Raw genomic sequence first — 18,882 nt, 5'->3', positions numbered from 1 at the left:
AGTCAGGTCACCACAGCAGTGGCCTGATTGGCGAATTGCCGGTAGTAGTTTGCCTCAGCCTCAGCAGGCGGGATATACCCGATGGGTTCGAGCAGGCGATGGTGGTTGAACCATGACACCCATTCGAGTGTTGCAAACTCCACCGCCTCTTTGGTTTTCCAGGGTGCCCGGCGGTGGATGAGTTCTGCCTTGTACAGGCCATTGATGGTTTCCGCCAAGGCGTTGTCGTAGCTGTCGCCCTTGCTCCCTACCGATGGTTCGATGCCCGCTTCTGCCAATCGCTCGGTGTATCGAATACTGACGTATTGGGACCCTCTGTCCGAATGACAGACCAAGCTGCCATCGCGCTCTGGTTGCCGGGCATAGAGGGCTTGCTCCAGGGCGTCGAGCACGAAGTCGGTACGCATCGAATTGCTGACTCGCCAGCCCACGATGCGCCTGGCATACACATCGATGACGAAGGCCACGTACAGCCAGCCCTGCCAGGTCGAGACATACGTGAAGTCGCTGACCCACAACTGGTTGGGCCTCTCTGCCCGGAACTGCCGGTTTACCCGGTCCAGCGGGCACGCAGCCTTGGCGTCACCGATGGTGGTGCGTACGACTTTGCCACGCATCACTCCGCGCAGTCCCATGCTGCGCATCAGCCGCTCGACAGTACAGCGAGCTACGGTCACGCCTTCGCGCGCCAGTTGCCGCCACACCTTGTCGGCGCCGTAGACCTGCATGTTGGCCTGCCAGACGCGTTGAATCTGCGGCATCAGCAACTCGTCGCGTTTGGCCCTGGCGCAGCGCTTGTGGGGCTGGCGCAGCAGCGCGGCATGACGTCGATACGCCGACGGGGCAACCTGCAGAACCTTGCAGAGCGGCTCGACCCCGAAAGCATTGCGATGCTGGTCGATGAAGGTCTTCAAGACTTCAGGCGGCGGTCGAGCTCCGCCTGGGCGAAAAACGCGCTGGCCAGCTTCAATATCTCGTTGGCCCGGCGCAGTTCCTTGACCTCGCGCTCCAACTCCTTGACCCGCTGTGCTTCGGCTGTGGTGACGCCTTCGCGCTTGCCTGCATCAACTTCGGTGCGCTTGACCCATTCGTTCAACGTCTGTGGCACGCAACCAATCTTGGGGGCAATGGATTCGATGGCTGCCCACAGTGACGGGTACTCCCCGCGCTGCTCCTGCACCATCCTCACTGCGCGCTCACGCACCTCGGGTGAGAACTTGTTCGTCTTCGTCATGGCTCAATCCTCTCAGAGTGTTGCGCCTCCTCAAAACCCGGGGCGATTCACCTTCGAGCCTCAAACCTGAGGCCCAATAGGAGGTGCCATGACAAAGCAGCCATATCCCGAAGAGTTCAAGATCGAAGCGGTCAAGCAGATAACGGAGCGAGGCCACCGAGTAGCCGATGTATCCGCCCGGATCGGCGTGAGCCAGCACAGCCTGTACAAGTGGATCAAGGTCTATTCGGTGCCTGCGCCAGAACGACAGATGCAGACGTCCCAGACCGAGGAGCTGCGACGGCTGAAGGCTGAACTCAAGCGCGTGACCGAGGAGCGTGACATCCTAAAAAAAGCCGCCGCGTACTTTGCCAGGCAGTCCGGGTGAGGTACGCGTTCATCAAGCAGCATGCGCAGGAACACAGCGTACGGCGCATGTGCAAGGTGATGCAGCTACACCCCAGCGGCTACTACGCGTGGAAGGCAGCGCCGCATAGCCCACGGGCCAAGGACGACCACAGGCTTCTGGGCTTGCTCAAGCAGGCATGGCTGGAGAGTGGCGGTGTCTACGGCTACCGCAAACTCACGCTGGACATGCGCGACCTGGGCGAGCGTTGCGGCAAGCATCGCGTGGCGCGGTTGCTCAAGATCGAAGGCCTGCGATCGCAGACGGGCTACGGCCGCCGGCCTGGAATGCGAGGCGGCAAGCCCGCCGTGGTCGCACCAAACCATCTGAAGCGTCAGTTCAAGGTGGATGAGCCCAATCAGTCTTGGGTCACTGACATCACCTACATCCGAACCCACGAAGGCTGGCTGTACCTGGCGGTTGTGGTCGATCTGTTCTCACGCCAGGTAGTGGGCTGGTCCATGGGCAGCCGCATTGACACGAGCCTGGTCCTCGATGCACTGCTGATGGCGCTATGGCGCCGCCAGCCGCGTGCACCTGTCATGGTTCATTCCGATCAAGGCTGTCAGTTCACCGGCCACGAGTGGCAGACCTTCCTGCGCGACCATAATCTGGTCAGCAGCATGAGCCGGCGTGGCAACTGCCACGACAACGCTGTGGCTGAGAGCTTCTTCCAACTGCTCAAGCGCGAACGCATCCGCAGGCGGGTCTATGCAACCCGTGATGATGCGAGAGCGGACGTCTTCAACTACATCGAAATGTTCTACAACTCACAGCGCCGTCATTCATCGGCGGCAGGACTATCCCCTGTAGAGTTCGAACAGAGACATTCCCAACGGCTCAAAAGTGTCTAGATAAGCCGGGGCGATTCAGGTGGAGCGTTCTCGCGTTGTTGGTCAGGTGTTTAATGATTCCTTGAATGCGGCATGGCGAGACCTCTTTGTCCGCCTGGCACCGGACGAGCCATTCATCCCCGCCTTCGCTTTGCCCCAGGCAATAAAGGGTGGCTTCGAAGCCAGGCTGGAGACCCACTACCGAGATGGCAGTAAAGGCGGAAATCCAAGGGCCATGCTCAGTGCCGGGAATCTCAACACGGCCGCGCTGACGCTGTTCTTCGCGCTCCATCTGTCCGTAAAGCCGCAGCTGCCTTGGTGGATCATCGATGACCCGGTGCAAAGCATGGACGAGGTTCACATTTCGCAGTTCGCTGCTTTGTTGCGAACACTCTCGAAGCAGCATGGCCGTCAGGTCATCCTCGCCGTGCACGAGAAGCCGCTCTTCGACTACCTGTGCCTGGAACTCAGCCCAGCGTTCGATGGCGACCGATTGATCACGGTAGAGCTGGGGCGCGCGGCCAATGGCGAGTCGGTGGCGAATACTACAGTCAGAGAGTGGAAGCAGGATCTGGCGATTGCAGCGTAGACGTTCGTACTCGCTCTAGACGGCCCTTAGCCTGGAGCGGCCGAGTGGTTGGGACGAGGTCTTCGCCTCCGATGCGGCCGCCTGGGCTTAACCGTCGAACGACCGGTCTTAGCCAGTTTGGCGAAGGGCCGCTCCTGGCCGGTTGCCGCCATCGTAGCAGGGCAGCACCTAGCCCATAGCCGAGGTCTAGCCGCCGCAGAGACCTGCGGTCAAGATGGGATCACCACCCGCTTACTGACGCTCCATCGTCCGGCGCGAAGTGAATCGCCCCGGGTTTTGAGGAGGCGCAACACTCTGAGAGGATTGAGCCATGACGAAGACGAACAAGTTCTCACCCGAGGTGCGTGAGCGCGCAGTGAGGATGGTGCAGGAGCAGCGCGGGGAGTACCCGTCACTGTGGGCAGCCATCGAATCCATTGCCCCCAAGATTGGTTGCGTGCCACAGACGTTGAACGAATGGGTCAAGCGCACCGAAGTTGATGCAGGCAAGCGCGAAGGCGTCACCACAGCCGAAGCACAGCGGGTCAAGGAGTTGGAGCGCGAGGTCAAGGAACTGCGCCGGGCCAACGAGATATTGAAGCTGGCCAGCGCGTTTTTCGCCCAGGCGGAGCTCGACCGCCGCCTGAAGTCTTGAAGACCTTCATCGACCAGCATCGCAATGCTTTCGGGGTCGAGCCGCTCTGCAAGGTTCTGCAGGTTGCCCCGTCGGCGTATCGACGTCATGCCGCGCTGCTGCGCCAGCCCCACAAGCGCTGCGCCAGGGCCAAACGCGACGAGTTGCTGATGCCGCAGATTCAACGCGTCTGGCAGGCCAACATGCAGGTCTACGGCGCCGACAAGGTGTGGCGGCAACTGGCGCGCGAAGGCGTGACCGTAGCTCGCTGTACTGTCGAGCGGCTGATGCGCAGCATGGGACTGCGCGGAGTGATGCGTGGCAAAGTCGTACGCACCACCATCGGTGACGCCAAGGCTGCGTGCCCGCTGGACCGGGTAAACCGGCAGTTCCGGGCAGAGAGGCCCAACCAGTTGTGGGTCAGCGACTTCACGTATGTCTCGACCTGGCAGGGCTGGCTGTACGTGGCCTTCGTCATCGATGTGTATGCCAGGCGCATCGTGGGCTGGCGAGTCAGCAATTCGATGCGTACCGACTTCGTGCTCGACGCCCTGGAGCAAGCCCTCTATGCCCGGCAACCAGAGCGCGATGGCAGCTTGGTCTGTCATTCGGACAGAGGGTCCCAATACGTCAGTATTCGATACACCGAGCGATTGGCAGAAGCGGGCATCGAACCATCGGTAGGGAGCAAGGGCGACAGCTACGACAACGCCTTGGCGGAAACCATCAATGGCCTGTACAAGGCAGAACTCATCCACCGCCGGGCACCCTGGAAAACCAAAGAGGCGGTGGAGTTTGCAACACTCGAATGGGTGTCATGGTTCAACCACCATCGCCTGCTCGAACCCATCGGGTATATCCCGCCTGCTGAGGCTGAGGCAAACTACTACCGGCAATTCGCCAATCAGGCCACTGCTGTGGTGACCTGACTTAAACCAAACAGCCTCCGCGGAAACCGGGGCGATTCAAAGAGAGTCAAGGAATGCTGGCACAAATGCGATCCCGGAGCCGAACGAGCGCTGATCGACAGGCGCGGCATTGATGCAAGGGGCCCTAGGTGCCAAGGGAATATATTGTTCAGCCAATCGACCGACAGGCCGCTGAAATGTCCAGGCCCTGCTCATAGACCTGAGTCGACACACCCAGTAGCCCAAGTACAGAGTGAAAGAGGTTGTCATGCGACATGGCGGCCGAGGATTTTTCTTTCAAGCAATCACTGTTGACCATGCGACTCTCCTTGAAGCCGTCCGACAACCACCAAACCATGGGTACCTTGGTCTGTTCGTCAGGTGCAATCGCCCTGGGCAAGCCGTGAAGAAACAGCCCTTTCTCGCCCAGCGACTCGCCGTGGTCGGACACGTAGAGCATCGCCGTATCGAAGCGGCTCTCCTGGCGCTTGAGAAAGGCTACAGCCTGCCCCAGAACATGGTCGGTGTAGAGCACTGCATTGTCATAGGCATTCACTATGCTCTGACGATCGCACTTGCGCAGCTCGCCCGTGTCACAGGTGGGTTCAAAGCGCCTGAAAGCTGCAGGGTAGCGCTTGAAATAGGCGGGCCCATGGTTACCGAGCATGTGCAGAACTATGACCGTAGTGGTTTCGGAGGCCTCTGCGACGGACTCCAACCCATGCAGGAGCGCTTCGTCAAGACACCTACCCTCAGAGCACAGGCCCGCCGCGGCCGGCGGATCCACAGGAATCACGCTGAGGCCATCACAGACGCCCTTGCAGCCTGACTGGTTGTCCTTCCAATGCACCGCAATGCCGGTACGAGCCAAGACGTGAAGCAGCGACTCGGACGAGCGAATTCGGGCCTCATCGTAGTCTCGCCTTCCAATCGCCGAGAACATGCATGGAAGTGAAGTTTCTGTGTCTGTTCCGCAGGCTGTGACATTGCCAAAGTTCAGAGCGTTGAGCGCCTGAAGGTTCGGTGTGGTTTGCCGCTCATAGCCGTTAAGACCCCAATTGCTTGCTCTCACAGTCTCTCCCACGACGATGAAGAGCAATTTAGGCTTCTGGGTTCTCGATGGCGCTGCCACGCGCGCATCCAAGCCGACGGACTGCCTGATCTTGGGCTTCTCGGCATCGGTCGATAAGACGCGGGCTGTCGAGTAGATCACGTTGGCCGGCGTGATGAGGTAGCGCAACTCCTTCTGGTTTCTCATCAACGCAGAGAAGTCCTGGAAGATGAGGAGAACAGCCGCCACGACTGCCACCGCGCAGGAGGCACTGAAGGCAATGCGCCGCAGGACGGCGCGCCATAGGGAAGTTCGTGTGAGGCGAACGCGCCATATCGCCCACAATGGGACTGCCGAGTACAGCGAGACGTGAGCGATCAAGCTCCATGTGATCAACTCGCTGGCTTCAGCAGTGTCTGTCCGCAGCACATTGCGCAGCATGCTTGGGTCGTAGTAGACGCCGTAGCGTTGCATGTAGAAGGTTGCAAAAGCTGCAACCAGCACCGATGCTGTGAGCAGAGGGCGAACACTCCACCTGGCCACAGCGATGCTGAAGATCAGCCCGTGCAGCGCACTCAATGAAATTACCAGTGCGCCGACAAAAAACCATGTTTCTGTCGCCTCCCAACTGCGGCCAGTCGTGGTCGCCCTCAGGAAAGAGCCGTTGTAGGCCAGCGCGACGTACACGCTGATCCACAAAACCAAACTCTCTGTTGCCATTGAAGGGCGTCGCAGGAGCAACTGCCCCCAACGAGTGGGCCATCGCCCAGGCTCCGCGAAGCCGCGCTGTCTAAAGCTCATCTCGTGTCGAGGGCATTGATCAGTACGGTGGATCGACCCACAATGGGCCGCATGTACTCAAGTGAAGGTTGGCTATCGCAGTAGGTCTACCGTGACGCGATGGAGGTCACGCAGGGAGCACCTATTCCGTCGGTGCACCTGGTGTGCGGCAGATCAGCCGCCATGCATCTCTTTCAGCTTGGCCTTCTCCTGCGGCGTCATGCTGAGAAACTCGTTGCGGACTTGCTCTCGGGTCTTTGCCGGTTCAGTGGCCTTGGTCGGCACCACACCTCCTCGAGACAGAATGGCCAGCGATCCGTCTTTGCGTGCAGCGTCAACCGTCCGCTGCACTTCGCTGCGCATCAGGTCATCGGAGGTGTGGCTCGGATTAGTTGTTGCGCCGATTTCGCCACCTGCGTCGTGATACAGGGACGAGGCCATCGCTGCACTTGGGGCCAGAAAGGCTGCGGCAGTCAGCGAGAGAATGAGTTTTGTCTGTTTGTTCATGGTGTTTGCCTTTTGATATGGTCCTCACAACGTGCGACGACCTTCAGCGAACTCTAGAAAGGCAGGGGGGACAAGTTGCAAACACTCAGATTACGAATTGTAATCGATGCTGCGATCGATCTCCGGGAGAATCAATGCATGAAAATCTTGGTCATTGAAGATGAGATCAAGCTCGCCGAGTACCTCAAAAAAGGGCTCGGCGAAGCGGGGTACAACGTCGATATCGTTCACAACGGTGTTGATGGGCTGTTGGCGCCGATTCAAAATTGAGCCACCGTGCCGATTGAATTTTGAGCCAGGGCTAATGGCCAACCTGTGAAGGTCGGCTGTGGATAAGTGTAGTGCCTTGGGTCGGTTTTGGTCTCCTTGGTGATCGAGCTCGGTGGTCGTCCGTTGAGAGCAAGCCGCGCAGGGCGAAGCCCGTAGCGGCTTGCCCTTGAACCGCTCAGAACGGCTCAGCCTTCTTGGCCTGTTCGCGTGCCTTGATGCGTTTCTTGGCCACGGCTGTGCTGTGCATGAACCTGTGGGACTCGTTGCCCGTCTCGACGATGTGGCAGTGGTGCGTGAGTCGATCCAGCAGTGCCGTGGTCATCTTGGCGTCGCCGAACACGCTGGACCATTCCTTGAAGTCCAGGTTGGTGGTGATCATCACGCTGGTCTGCTCGTAGAGCTTGCTCAGCAGGTGGAACAGCAAGGCGCCGCCTGCCTGGCTGAAGGGCAGGTAGCCCAGCTCATCAAGGATGACCAGGTCCATGCGCTGCAAGCTCGCTGCGATGCGGCCTGCCTTGCCTTGGGCCTTCTCCTGCTCCAGTGCGTTGACCAGATCCACCGTGGAGTAAAACCGCACGCGTGAGCCATGGCGCGTGATGCCCGCCACGCCGATGGCCGTGGCCAGATGCGTCTTGCCCGTGCCGGGGCCACCCACTAGCACCACGTTGTGCGCCTGCTCGGTGAACGCCATGCTGGCCAACTGCTCGATGAGCTTTTTGTCCACGGGCGAGCATTCGAAGTCGAAGCCCGCCAGGTCGCGGTGCACGGGGAACTTCGCCGTGTGCATCTGGTAGCTCACTGAGCGCATGGCCCTGTCCGTGACTTCCGCTTGCAGCAGGTGCTCCAGCAGCCAGCGCGAGCTCTCCAGCGTGGCGTGGCCGCCTTGCTTGACCAGGTCCTCCCAGGCCCCGGCCATGCCGTACAGGCGCAGCTCTTTGAACTCCTTGTCCAGCTCACGCATGATCGGCCTCCTGCATGTCGCTGCCAGCGCGCAGGCTGTCATAGCGCGCCGTGTCGGCCAGGGGTGTCTGGCTCACTTGCAGGTTGGTCGCAACCGTCTCGGGCAGGGGCTGCGCTTGCAGGCGGCCGAGCACGTTGATGAAGTGCTCGGTGCTCACCCGCCCCGATGGCGGCGCACTCTCCAGGGCCAACTCCACCGCCACCAGCACGGCGTCCAGCCCTTGCTTGGGCACCTCGGCCAGTACCTGCGCCATCACCCTGTCGCCCCCCTCCTGGTGCAGCAAGCCTTTGCGCATGCGCTGCAATGGCTCGGGCAGGTCTGCAAAGGGCGCGCCGTTGCGCAGCGCGCCCGGCTTGCGCTCGATCAGCGGCACGTAATGCTGCCAGTCGTAGCGGGTCTGGTTGCGATCGCTCAGGCGCTCGTGCGTGGCCACCATAGCATCGCCGGCCACCACCACGATCTGCGCCGGGTACAGGTGTGTGCTGACCATTTGCCCCGCCCATTCGCAGGGCACCGAGTAGCGGTTGCGCGCCACCGTCACCAGGCAGGTGCTGCTCACCTTGGCCGGGTTCTCAACATAGCCATCAAAGGCCACCGGCATCGGCATCAGGTGGCTTTGCTCCAGCTCCAGCATCTCGGCGATGCTGAACGCTTTGTGCTGCGGGTGGCGCAGCTCTCGCCACAGAGCCCGGCAGCGCTCGCCCAGCCACGCATTGAGCTCGGTAAAGCTGCCAAAGCGCCGTTGCCCCGCCTCCACCCAGATGCGACGGCGGCTGTCTTGCACATCCTTCTCCACGCGCCCCTTCTCCCAGCCGCTGGCACGGTTGCAAAAATCAGGGTCGAACAGATAGTGCGCGCACATGGCTGCAAAGCGCGCATTGACCACGCGGCCTTTGCCCTTCTTGACTTTGTCGACCGCCGTCTTCATGTTGTCGTAGATGCCACGGCGTGCCACGCCACCCAGCGCTGCAAAGCTGCGGGTGTGCGCATCGAACAGCATCTCGTGGCCTTGGCTGGGGTAGGCCACCAGCCAGAAGGCCCCACTGGCACACAGCTTCATGTGCGAGACCTGCATGCGGTAGGTAAGCGTCAGCTCAGCACCCTCTTGACGAGGTCCTTATGGGATAGTCAGACGTCCAGGATGTGTCGCAGCAAGCCGAAGCCTACGCGCCACTGCGTGCCATCACCGGGGTCGATGGTTGCAGTGCGGCTGTTGATGCGCACGATGGTGCCCACCACGGTCTGCAGGTACTTGTCCTCAAAGGCGACCTTCTCGCCGCAGCGAAAGTCGTTGCGCGTCGGTCGGGGGGCGGCCGGCGGCTCTGGCGCCACAGCTTGAGGGCGTGTTGCAGGATCGGGCAAGGGCGGTTCGATCGCGGCGTAAGGCAACTTCCACTCTTTGCGCTCGCGCAGGTCTTGCAACGTGACCTGCGTGTCACGCATGGCCACCACTGTTGATTTCCACCCAGAAGTGACCCACTAACCCCCGGTTTTTCCATCTCAATCTGATCCACGCATTAACCCTAGCCTGCTGCTTTCTTGTGCAGTAGGAGACCAGGAGTGATTGACGTGGCTACTTTGAGTGTCATCAGACGCTGGGCTCTACGTGAGCACCTGTCCATCCGAGAGATCGCCCGCAGAACCGGACTTTCTCGCAATACCATCCGCAAGTATTTGCGCTCCGATGTTGTGCAACCTCGTCTTGCACAGCGAATGATCGTTGCCAAGCTCGACCCATTCGCCAGCAAGCTGTCTGGCTGGCTGCGCACAGAAGCCAACCGCTCTCGTAAGCAGCGGCGCACGATCAAGCAGATGTTTCTGGACTTGCAGGCGCTGGGCTATGCCGGCTCCTACAACCGGGTCGCTGCCTTTGCCAGAGTTTGGAAGGCTCAGTGTCATGCGGCTGAGCAGACATCAGGGCGAGGCGTTTTTGTGCCCCTGGTCTTCGGTGCTGGCGAAGCCTTCCAGTTCGATTGGAGTGAAGACTGGGCTGTGATTGCAGGTGTGCGCACCAAGCTACAAGTGGCTCACTTTAAGCTCAGCCACAGCCGAGCCTTCTATCTGAGGGCATATCCGCTGCAAACCCATGAGATGCTGTTTGATGCCCACAACCATGCCTTTGCGGTTTTTGGAGGCATCCCCAGACGAGGGATATACGACAACATGCGCACAGCCGTCGATCGTGTCGGTCGTGGCAAGCTCAGAGAGGTCAATGCCCGTTTCAGTGCCATGGCCAGCCACTTCCTGTTCGAGGCACAGTTTTGCAACCCGGCCTCGGGATGGGAGAAGGGGCAAGTCGAGAAGAATGTTCGGGACGCTCGCCATCGCATCTGGCAATCTGTACCAGCGTTTCCTACACTGCGGACACTCAACGATTGGCTAGAGCAGCGGTGCCAGCAACTGTGGCAAGAGATTGCGCATGGGCAGTTACCAGGCTCTGTCGCCGATGTGTGGAAACAAGAGCGCTCAGACTTGATGCCGATGCCTCGGCCGTTTGATGGGTTTGTCGAGCATGCTAAACGGGTCTCGCCCACCTGCCTGGTGCACTTTGAGCGCAATCGCTACAGCGTGCCAGCCTCTTATGCCAACCGGCCCGTTAGCTTGCAGGTTTATGCCGACCGCCTGGTCGTCGTGGCCGAAGGCAGGGCAATCTGCGAGCACCAGCGCATCATTGAGCGCAATCATCAGGGCATCGGTCGTACGGTGTATGACTGGCATCACTACCTAGCGGTATTGCAACGCAAACCCGGAGCATTACGCAACGGAGCTCCATTTGCCGAGCTGCCAGACGCTTTCAAACTGCTGCAAACTCTGCTGCTCAAGCAGCCTGGCGGTGACCGCGAGATGGTGGAGATCCTTGCTTTGGTGTTACAGCACGATGAACAGGCTGTCTTGGCATCTGTGGAGTTGGCATTGGAGGATGGTGTGCCTCGCAAGACCCACATCATCAATATCTTGCACCGCCTGATTGATGGAGTGCAGCAACCTGAGCCCATCCATTCACCACAAGCCTTGGCCTTGATCGTTGAGCCACAAGCCAACGTCGTGCGCTATGACCAACTCCGACAGGTGCGCCATGCGTCATGACCCCGCCATTGCAGCAATCATCATCATGCTCAGGCAGCTCAAGATGTTTGGCATGGCTCAGGCCGTAACAGAACTTGCCGAGCAAGGCTCACCAGCCTTTGAAGCTGCACACCCCATACTGTCGCAACTGCTCAAGGCCGAGAGCGCAGAGCGAGAAGTGCGCTCCATTGCCTATCAACTCAAGGCTGCCAAGTTCCCCGTCTATCGAGATTTGGCGGGCTTTGACTTCGCCCACAGCGAGGTCAATGAAGCCTTGGTTCGCAACCTTCATCGCTGTGAATTCATTGAGAAGGCCAACAATGTAGTGCTTGTCGGTGGACCCGGTACTGGCAAGACACACATCGCTACAGCACTAGGTATTCAAGCCATCGAGCACCACCGCCAAAGGGTGCGCTTTTTCTCCACCGTGGAGTTAGTCAATGCATTGGAACAAGAGAAGTCCCAAGGCAAAGCCGGGCAGCTCGCCCACAGGCTGGTGCATACGGATTTGGTGATACTCGATGAACTGGGCTATCTGCCCTTCAGCTCATCTGGTGGTGCGTTACTGTTTCATCTGCTCTCAACGCTTTACGAACGCACCAGCGTGGTGATCACCACAAACCTGAGCTTCAGCGAATGGGCCAGCGTGTTTGGGGATGCCAAGATGACCACCGCATTACTGGACCGTCTGACCCATCACTGCCATATTCTGGAGACAGGTAACGACAGCTACCGCTTCAAGCACAGCAGTGCAGTTCAGCAACCATCCACAAAGAAGGAGAGAAACAAAACCTTATCCACATCTTGAGCCTTACGGCTCAAGTCAAAGGGTGGGTCAGTTTGAGATGGAAATGGCGGGTCAGATTTGCGTGGAAATTAACACAACACTGGGGCGTCGCGAGGGCGCCCCCCCCCAGCCAGGCTTCGTACTACTTCAGCGTGAAGCGAACGGAGGCAACCGACTTGCCGGCCTTCGAAACGGCGACGACGGCTTTGGTACCGGCGGGGACTTTGAAACTGCCCGTGGCTTCCAGCTTGCCGTCACCGGCTTGGAGCTGGACATCCTGTTTCTCGCTGCCTGCCAGCAGCGTGACCTTGGCGGTCATTCCCGCCACGGCAACTGGCTTTCCATGGTCGCGCATATAGAGCTGCAGCTTGTCGGCGCTGGCAACGAATTCGTACTCGACCTCCTTGGCTTCTGCGACAGCACCACCGTGCATCGGCTTTAGGTCGTGGCCGTGATTGTCCGCAGCGAAGGCTGCGCCCGAGATCGACACTGACAGGGCGAGAATGAGTTGGGAGAGTTTCATGACAGTTCCTTAGGGGTTGGAGAAAGGGGACGGTCCCGCAATCAGCGAGCGGGACCGTTTCAACTACACGGGCGCAGACACGTCCGGGGGATGCGATGGCTCAGCAGACACATCCTCATCTTCCTCATCGGGTCGGTGGGCCAGACGGTAAAGAATCGGCAGTACGAGAAGCGTGAGCAGCGTGGACGAGAGAATTCCGCCGATCACTACAGTGGCCAGGGGACGCTGGACTTCAGCGCCGGTACCTGTCGCAATGGCCATGGGAATGAAGCCCAGCGAGGCCACAAGGGCAGTCATCAGAACCGGCCGTAGCCGGGTGAGCGCTCCGTCACGGATTGCTTCGTCAAGACCCACACCGCCTTCCCTCAAGCTGCGGATGTACGAAATCATCACCAGACCATTGAGCACGGCCACCCCAGAAAGCGCGATGAAGCCGACCGCCGCAGAGATAGACATCGGAATGTCGCGAAGCCAAAGCGCCAGGATGCCCCCCGTCAAAGCGAATGGGATGCCGGTGAAGACCAGCAGACCATCCTTGACGTTGCCGAACATAGCGAATAGCAGCACAAAAACCAGCAGCAGGGACACCGGCACGACGATCTGCAGGCGCTGAGTGGCCGACTGCAAGTTCTCGAAGGTTCCCCCCCAGCTCGTCCAATAGCCGGTAGGAATCTTGATCTGGGCCAGGCCTTGCTCAGCCTCTGCGACGAAAGAGCCCACATCGCGCCCGCGCACGTTGGTGCTCACGACGATGCGGCGCTTGCCGTTTTCTCGGCTCACCTGATTCGGGCCAGGAGCGAGCTCGAACGTTGCCACTTCGCCCAGCGGGATGAAGTTCGTCTTGGCATCCGTACCACTGGCAGAACGCGGCAGCGGTATCGGCAGCCGCTTCATCCCTTCCAAGTCGTTACGCAGTGCCTCAGGCAAGCGAACCAAGATGTCAAACCGGCGGTCTCCCTCGAACATGGTGCCCGCCTCACGACCACCAATCGCGGTGGCCACGGTGTCTTGGATGTCGGCGACGTTCAGACCATAGCGGGCGGCCTTTTGGCGGTCGATGTTCACTGTGAGCATAGGAAGGCCCGTCGTCTGCTCCACCTTCACCTCAGAGGAACCTTGGATCTTCTGCAGCATCGCAGATACTTCTTCAGCGGACTTGTTCAGGACATCCATGTCGTCACCGAAGATCTTCACGGCCACGTCACTGCGCACCCCGGAGATCAGCTCGTTAAAGCGCAGCTGAATGGGCTGGGAGAACTCATAGTTGTTGCCGGGGATTTTCCCGATGACTTCCTGAATCGCCGCGAGTAGTTCGTCGCGGGTTTTTCGAGGTTCGGGCCATTCGGCCGTTGGCTTGAGCATGATGTACCCGTCCGAAATGTTCGGCGGCATGGGGTCTGAGGCGATCTCCGCTGTTCCGGTTCTGGCGAAAATGCGCTCGATCTCGGGGAATTTCTCTTTCAAGGTCCTTTCAATCTGCTGCTGCATTTGGACTGACTGGGAAAGACTGGTGCCTGGGATGCGCAGCGCCTGGATCGCAAAGTCGCCTTCATTGAGATTGGGCACAAACTCGCTGCCCATGCGCGTGGCGATCAAGCCGCACAAGACCACCGCAACTGCGGCTGCGGTCAGTACGACCGCCTTTGCGGCCATGACACGGTCGAGCAGCGGACCGTACAAGCGCTTGGCATGGCCCAGCAGGAAGTTCTCCTTCTCGCTGACCCGATTGCCGATGAACAAGGCTACCGCTGCGGGGATGAAGGTTACCGACAGGATCATTGCGCCCACCAAAGCAGCGACCACAGTGAAGGCCATGGGGTGGAACATCTTTCCTTCCACCCCCGTGAGCGCGAAGATGGGCAGGTACACCACCATGATGATGAGCTGGCCGAACAGCAATGGGCGCCTTGACTCCTGGGATGCCAAGAACACCTCATGGAAGCGCTCGGCCCGCGTCAGTGGCCGACCGTGGTGCGCTTGTGCATGGGCAAGGCGCCGTACGCAGTTCTCAACGATCACCACAGCGCCATCGATGATGATGCCGAAGTCCAGCGCTCCCAGGCTCATCAGGTTGGCGCTCACCTTGTACTGGACCATACCCGTGAAGGTGAAGAGCATCGACAAGGGGATGACCATTGCCGTGATGATGGCAGCGCGGATGTTGCCCAGAAAGAGGAACAGGATCACGATCACGAGAACCGCGCCCTCCAGCAGGTTCTTCTTCACCGTGCTGATGGCTTTGTCAACAAGCACGGTACGGTCGTAGACCGTCACCGCGTGCACTCCCTCTGGGAGGCTCTTGTTGACTTCCAACATCTTCTTGTCCACTGCCTGCGAGACGGTCCGGCTGTTCTCACCGATCAGCATGAACACCGTGCCGAGGACCACTTCGCGCCCGTTGTCGGTTGCGGCACCGGTGCGCAGCTCTCGGCCAATGCCCACCTCTGCCACGTCGCGCACGCGCACAGGAACACCGTTGGCACTGCTGAGGATCACGTTTCCAATGTCTTCCAGCGATTTGACTTGACCGGGCGCGCGAATGAGGTACTGCTCGCCGCGCTTTTCGATATAGCCCGCGCCCACGTTGCCGTTATTGCGGTCCAGCGCAGTGACTACATCCTGCAATGTCACGCCCAAGGATGCCAGTCGTTCTGGGATGGGTGCAATCTGGTACTCCTTGGCAAAGCCACCAATGGAGTTGATCTCGGTCACGCCAGGAACATTTCGCAGCTGTGGCTTGATGATCCAGTCCTGAATCTCGCGCAGGTCTGTCGCGGTATAGGGCGAGCCGTCAGGCTTCTTCGCCCCGTCCTTGGTTTCGACAGTCCAGAGATAGATTTCGCCCAGCCCGGTCGAGATGGGCCCCAGCGCTGGCGTGATGCCTGCAGGCAGCTTGTCACGCGCCTCCTGGATACGCTCGTTGACGAGCTGGCGAGCAAAATAGATGTCGGTTCCGTCTTTAAAAATGACGGTCACCTGCGACAGACCGTACCGCGAAAGCGACCTGGTCTGCTCCAGGTTTGGCAGGCCAGCCATGACCGTCTCAATGGGGTATGTAACCCGCTGCTCAGTCTCCAAAGGCGAGTAGCCTGCGGCCTGGGTGTTGATCTGAACCTGGACGTTCGTGATGTCAGGGACCGCATCGATAGGCAGCTTTTGGTAGCTGAAGACGCCAAGCGCCGCCATGCCCAGGGCCGCTAGAAGCACCAACCATCGCTGTTCGATCGAGAATCGAATGAGTTTTTCAAACATGTATGCGCTCCGCGATCAGTGCGTGTGTTCGGCAGATCCCTTGCCGAGTTCAGACTTCACGACGAAGCTGCCGGTCGAGGCGTAGGGCATACCAGACTTGAGTCCCTGAAGGACCTCGATCCGCTTGCCATCGCTTCGACCAAGTTTCACTGGCTGGGTAATGAAGCCGCCGTTGACCTTGAGGAACACAACAGGCTTTTCTCCGACGTTCTGCACGGCGTCAGCCGAGATCGTCACAGGCGCCGCCGTTTCTTCGGACACAACTTCAACGTTCACGAACAGGCCGGGACGCCAGGCGCCCTTGGGATTTTCCAGAACCACGCGGGCCTTCGCTGTGCGGGTCTGCTCCCCGATCAGCGCGCCCACAAAAGCGACGGTGCCAGTGGCGGATGCCTCAAACGCCGTGGCCTTGATGGTGACCTTCTCGCCCACCCTCACCGACGGCAGGTCTTTTGCCGGAACGTTGATCTCCGCCCACACCTGGGTGAGATCCGAGATGGTGAACACGGCTGCATCTTCTTTCACGGCTTCGCCGAGACTAAGGTGCTTCTCGATGACGATGCCGTTGAAAGGCGCACGCAGTTCGATGCGATTCAAACCAGACACCGACGAGGTGGACAGGCCCAGCGCACTCAGTTTCTGATTGGCGTTGGCTACAGCCACCTCCGCTTCGCTCAGGGCCTGCTTGGCCTGGAGGTAGTCCTGTTCAGCCGAGACCTTCTGCTCCCACAGCTTCTTCTCCCGCTCGTATGTGGTCTTGGCCAGCGCCAATCGCTTTTGAGCGGTCTGCAACTCGCTGCGCTGCTCTGAGGCGGTCGGGCTTGCGATGGCGGCCAGCACCTGCCCTTTCTTGACGACTTGGCCAAGGTTGGCGCTGACACTTTCCACCACTCCCGCAAGACGGGGGACAACGTGCGAAGTGCGGTCTTCGTTCAGCCGGATCTCGCCGGGCAAAAGCAGTGCCGTCTTGATGTTGGCTGCCGACACGGTGTCCACACTGATCGATGCCGCCTTGATCTGTGCGTCGGTCAGTTCGATCTTTCCTTCTTCCTTGCTCATCACGAACATGAAGGGCTCTGTGGCAGTCTGCGCAATGATCTCGATGTCGAACGCATGGGGTTCGGCAACGATCTCGCGGCTGACCAGGTTGTCTTTTTCCGCAGCAAATGTCAGCTTTTGCTTTTCGTCCGTCGGGCGGGTCACTGTTGCCGTGACCGTTGCCGCGTTCAGGGGTAGCGCCTTGTCTTTGTCGAACAGCCAGATTCGCAGCCGAGGCTCGCCACCATCTTCCGACAGCAGTGCTTCCAGACTGAAATCGCCTTCCTTGAAAACGGTGCCGCCATGGGCACCCTTGGCTTCGCTCTCTTCGTGGTGCTCGCCGTCCGCATGGCCCTTGTCATCGTCGTGGCCCTTTTTCCCGCCTTTGCCATGGTGCTCACCATCGCCGTGCTCCTTGGCCTCGGTGTGGCCGCCGTGACCGTGGCCATCACCCTCGGCGGCCGCGGCTTTGGGTTTACCGCCGCCCTGAAGGATGAAGGCTCCCGCTCCGACCCCCAATGCAAGGACGGCGGCAATGGCGATCAAGTGCTTTTTGCTGATGATGGATTTGCTGGTGTTCATAGTCATTTTCAGTTCTGCGTTGCGATCAGGCGTGGACCGGCAGGGCCGCCCAGCAGACGGTCAACATCGGCTGCTGCGCGATGTGCCTCGCCAAGTGCTTTGAGATATTGGGATTTGGCGGTGAAGTAGGTGCGCTGCGCATCGAGTACCTCCAGGAAATTGAACTTGCCGTTTTCGAAACCAATGGTTGCGGCGTCGTAAGCGGACTTCGCGCCCGGAAGGACGTCCTGACGCAGTGACTGGACCTCTGCCGTGATCGTGGACAGCCTCTCCTGGGCCTGCGCCACTTCGCTGTGCAGGCGCACGGTGGCCCCCTGCAACTCGTCTCGGGCCTTGTCCTCCAGCTTCAGTGCTTCGAGGAGATTGCCTTGGTTTCGGTCAAACACGGGCAGAGGTACGGAGACACCGAAAAGAAGAATGTTTCGCTGCGTTTCGTTGCTGCGCTGTATACCAGCGCTGACGGTGATGTCCGGCACCCGCTTGCTTTGTTCCAGGTCGGTCAAGGCCTTGCGTCGATCCACCTCGATCCTTGCCAGGACAACCGCTGGCGAAGAAGAAATAAGGGACTGAAGATCGGCGAGTTTCGGTACAGGGGGGAGGTTGTCAGCCTTGCCCTCCAGGACCGTGAAAGGCGCTTCGATCTTTCCCAATAGCGTGAACAGACGAGACCGGGCATTGCGTTGTTCGCTCGCAGCCTGGGCGAGCTCGACGCGAATACCCGCTTCCGCAACCCGGGCCTTGGACTCTTCGACAGGCGACACTTTGCCGGCAGCCACCCGCTTGGCGACAGTGTCGGTTGAAGACTTGGCCAGCGCCACGCTGTCCTTGGCGAGCACCAGGCGCTCTTGCGCAGTCAGCACGTCGAAATAGGCTGCAGCCACGTTGGCTCGCAAGGCTGCCTTCAGCTCGTTGAGCTGGGCCTGCGCCTGCTCGCGGGACTTTTCAGCTGCCTTGGTGCGCGCAGCACGCTTCCCCCCCAGTTCCACCGGAAGATTGAGCTGCCAACTTTGCGTGCGCGTTCTGGAGCGCGCGTCTTCCAGCGAATAGGCGAGCTCTGGATTGGGGCGTGCGCGCCCTTGCAGAACTTGCCCCTCGGTTGCCTCCCACTGGCGCGTCGCCGCTGCCACCTCGGGACTTCCCTCCAAAGCCAGTTCGATTGCCTTGGTCAGCGACAGCGGCGTAGCGGGTGCTGTTGCGGCAGTCTGAAGTGCTTCCTCGCCAACGACGGGCCGTTGTGACACGCCCTGCGAAAGGGCACTGCCGGAGGCGGCGACCAGCAATATGGCCGCCGCGCTAGCTGCGAGCCCGATTTTCTTGCGGCCGCGCCATGCCTGCGGCTTTCCTTGAAGGTAAATACCCTTGAACATTCGATTCTCCAGTGATTTCAAAACACAAAGGAATCGGCGGGGTGGCATCCGTGCAGTTGCCTGACAACTCGTCGCTCATCACAGCCGCGACACGCGCAACTACATCCGCCAGAGGGGCGGACACGAATGACTGAAG

14 protein-coding genes, 2 pseudogenes and 2 other annotated features are annotated in these 18,882 nt (G+C 59.8%); of the genes and pseudogenes, 6 read left to right on the top strand and 10 right to left on the bottom strand.

Going from position 1 to position 18,882, the window contains the following annotated elements:
• Positions 1–2 precede the first annotated feature (2 nt).
• A protein-coding gene (locus HUK68_RS02875; RefSeq protein WP_175502835.1) for an IS3 family transposase occupies positions 3–1,234 on the bottom strand; the annotation gives its coding sequence in 2 pieces (ribosomal slippage) (positions 3–943 and positions 943–1,234; 1,233 coding nt in all).
• Positions 840–956, bottom strand: a sequence feature (AL1L pseudoknot). It overlaps the preceding gene by 117 nt.
• Before the next feature lie 88 nt (positions 1,235–1,322).
• Between HUK68_RS02875 and HUK68_RS02870 the strand changes: the two genes are divergently transcribed.
• From HUK68_RS02870 to HUK68_RS02860, 3 genes are all read left to right on the top strand, one after another.
• Positions 1,323–2,473 (top strand): IS3 family transposase gene (locus HUK68_RS02870; protein ID WP_175502837.1). Its coding sequence is split into 2 segments (ribosomal slippage): positions 1,323–1,560 and positions 1,560–2,473, totalling 1,152 coding nucleotides; the frame shifts between segments, so codons are not numbered across the junction.
• Positions 2,474–2,492: 19 nt separating this feature from the next.
• Entirely contained in the window at positions 2,493–3,041 is a 549-nt protein-coding gene (locus HUK68_RS02865; protein WP_175502836.1) for a hypothetical protein, read from the top strand.
• Positions 3,042–3,351: 310 nt separating this feature from the next.
• Positions 3,352–4,583 (top strand): IS3 family transposase gene (locus HUK68_RS02860; RefSeq protein WP_175502835.1). Its coding sequence is split into 2 segments (ribosomal slippage): positions 3,352–3,643 and positions 3,643–4,583, totalling 1,233 coding nucleotides; the frame shifts between segments, so codons are not numbered across the junction.
• Positions 3,630–3,746 (top strand) — a sequence feature (AL1L pseudoknot). Its footprint overlaps the gene before it by 117 nt.
• Positions 4,584–4,731: 148 nt before the next feature.
• On the opposite strand, the gene HUK68_RS02855 is transcribed toward HUK68_RS02860, so the two are convergent.
• Both HUK68_RS02855 and HUK68_RS02850 read right to left on the bottom strand, forming a co-directional pair.
• Entirely contained in the window at positions 4,732–6,333 is a 1,602-nt protein-coding gene (locus HUK68_RS02855) for a phosphoethanolamine transferase (protein WP_244146235.1), read from the bottom strand.
• Between the two features lie 234 nt (positions 6,334–6,567).
• Complete coding sequence (locus HUK68_RS02850) at positions 6,568–6,900, bottom strand: DUF4148 domain-containing protein (protein WP_175502833.1); 333 nt, start codon at positions 6,898–6,900, stop codon at positions 6,568–6,570.
• A 138-nt stretch (positions 6,901–7,038) separates the two neighbouring features.
• Here HUK68_RS02850 and HUK68_RS02845 point away from each other — a divergent pair.
• A pseudogene (locus HUK68_RS02845) lies at positions 7,039–7,149 on the top strand (DNA-binding response regulator); the annotation flags it as partial.
• 196 nt (positions 7,150–7,345) lie between these two features.
• Here HUK68_RS02845 and istB (HUK68_RS02840) read toward each other — a convergent pair.
• From istB (HUK68_RS02840) to HUK68_RS02830, 3 genes and pseudogenes are all read right to left on the bottom strand, one after another.
• Complete coding sequence (gene istB / locus HUK68_RS02840; protein ID WP_024815605.1) at positions 7,346–8,131, bottom strand: IS21-like element helper ATPase IstB; 786 nt, start codon at positions 8,129–8,131, stop codon at positions 7,346–7,348.
• Positions 8,124–9,212 (bottom strand): annotated as a pseudogene (gene istA, locus HUK68_RS02835) (IS21 family transposase); the annotation flags it as partial. The pseudogene istA (HUK68_RS02835) and the gene istB (HUK68_RS02840), both read right to left, overlap by 8 nt.
• Positions 9,213–9,259: 47 nt before the next feature.
• Positions 9,260–9,574, bottom strand: coding sequence for a hypothetical protein (locus HUK68_RS02830; protein WP_238324274.1), 315 nt, complete (start codon positions 9,572–9,574; stop codon positions 9,260–9,262).
• Positions 9,575–9,691: 117 nt separating this feature from the next.
• On the opposite strand from HUK68_RS02830, the gene istA (HUK68_RS02825) reads away from it, so the two are divergent.
• Together istA (HUK68_RS02825) and istB (HUK68_RS02820) are read left to right on the top strand one after the other, a co-directional pair.
• On the top strand, positions 9,692–11,218 hold the full coding sequence (gene istA / locus HUK68_RS02825; protein ID WP_175502832.1) for an IS21 family transposase: 1,527 nt from the start codon (positions 9,692–9,694) through the stop codon (positions 11,216–11,218).
• Positions 11,208–12,005 (top strand): IS21-like element helper ATPase IstB, encoded by a 798-nt coding sequence (istB, locus tag HUK68_RS02820; RefSeq protein ID WP_175502831.1) that lies wholly within the window; start codon positions 11,208–11,210, stop codon positions 12,003–12,005. The genes istA (HUK68_RS02825) and istB (HUK68_RS02820) overlap by 11 nt, the downstream gene beginning before the upstream one ends.
• A 121-nt stretch (positions 12,006–12,126) precedes the next feature.
• Here the strand turns inward: istB (HUK68_RS02820) and HUK68_RS02815 are convergent, their stop codons facing one another.
• The 4 genes from HUK68_RS02815 to HUK68_RS02800 form a co-directional block, all read right to left on the bottom strand.
• A complete protein-coding gene (locus HUK68_RS02815; RefSeq protein WP_024815608.1) occupies positions 12,127–12,507 on the bottom strand; it encodes a hypothetical protein in 381 nt (126 codons plus the stop codon).
• Between the two features lie 63 nt (positions 12,508–12,570).
• Positions 12,571–15,759 (bottom strand): CusA/CzcA family heavy metal efflux RND transporter, encoded by a 3,189-nt coding sequence (locus tag HUK68_RS02810; protein ID WP_024815609.1) that lies wholly within the window; start codon positions 15,757–15,759, stop codon positions 12,571–12,573.
• A 15-nt stretch (positions 15,760–15,774) separates the two neighbouring features.
• A complete protein-coding gene (locus tag HUK68_RS02805) occupies positions 15,775–17,385 on the bottom strand; it encodes an efflux RND transporter periplasmic adaptor subunit (RefSeq protein ID WP_175502830.1) in 1,611 nt (536 codons plus the stop codon).
• Positions 17,386–17,387: 2 nt separating this feature from the next.
• Positions 17,388–18,746, bottom strand: a complete 1,359-nt coding sequence (locus HUK68_RS02800) for a TolC family protein (protein ID WP_175502829.1) — start codon at positions 18,744–18,746, stop codon at positions 17,388–17,390.
• Positions 18,747–18,882 lie beyond the last annotated feature (136 nt).

Origin of the sequence: Comamonas antarctica (genome assembly GCF_013363755.1) — a bacterium.
GTDB lineage: Bacteria > Pseudomonadota > Gammaproteobacteria > Burkholderiales > Burkholderiaceae_C > Comamonas > Comamonas antarctica.
This window is presented reverse-complemented; position numbering and strand designations above follow the sequence as displayed.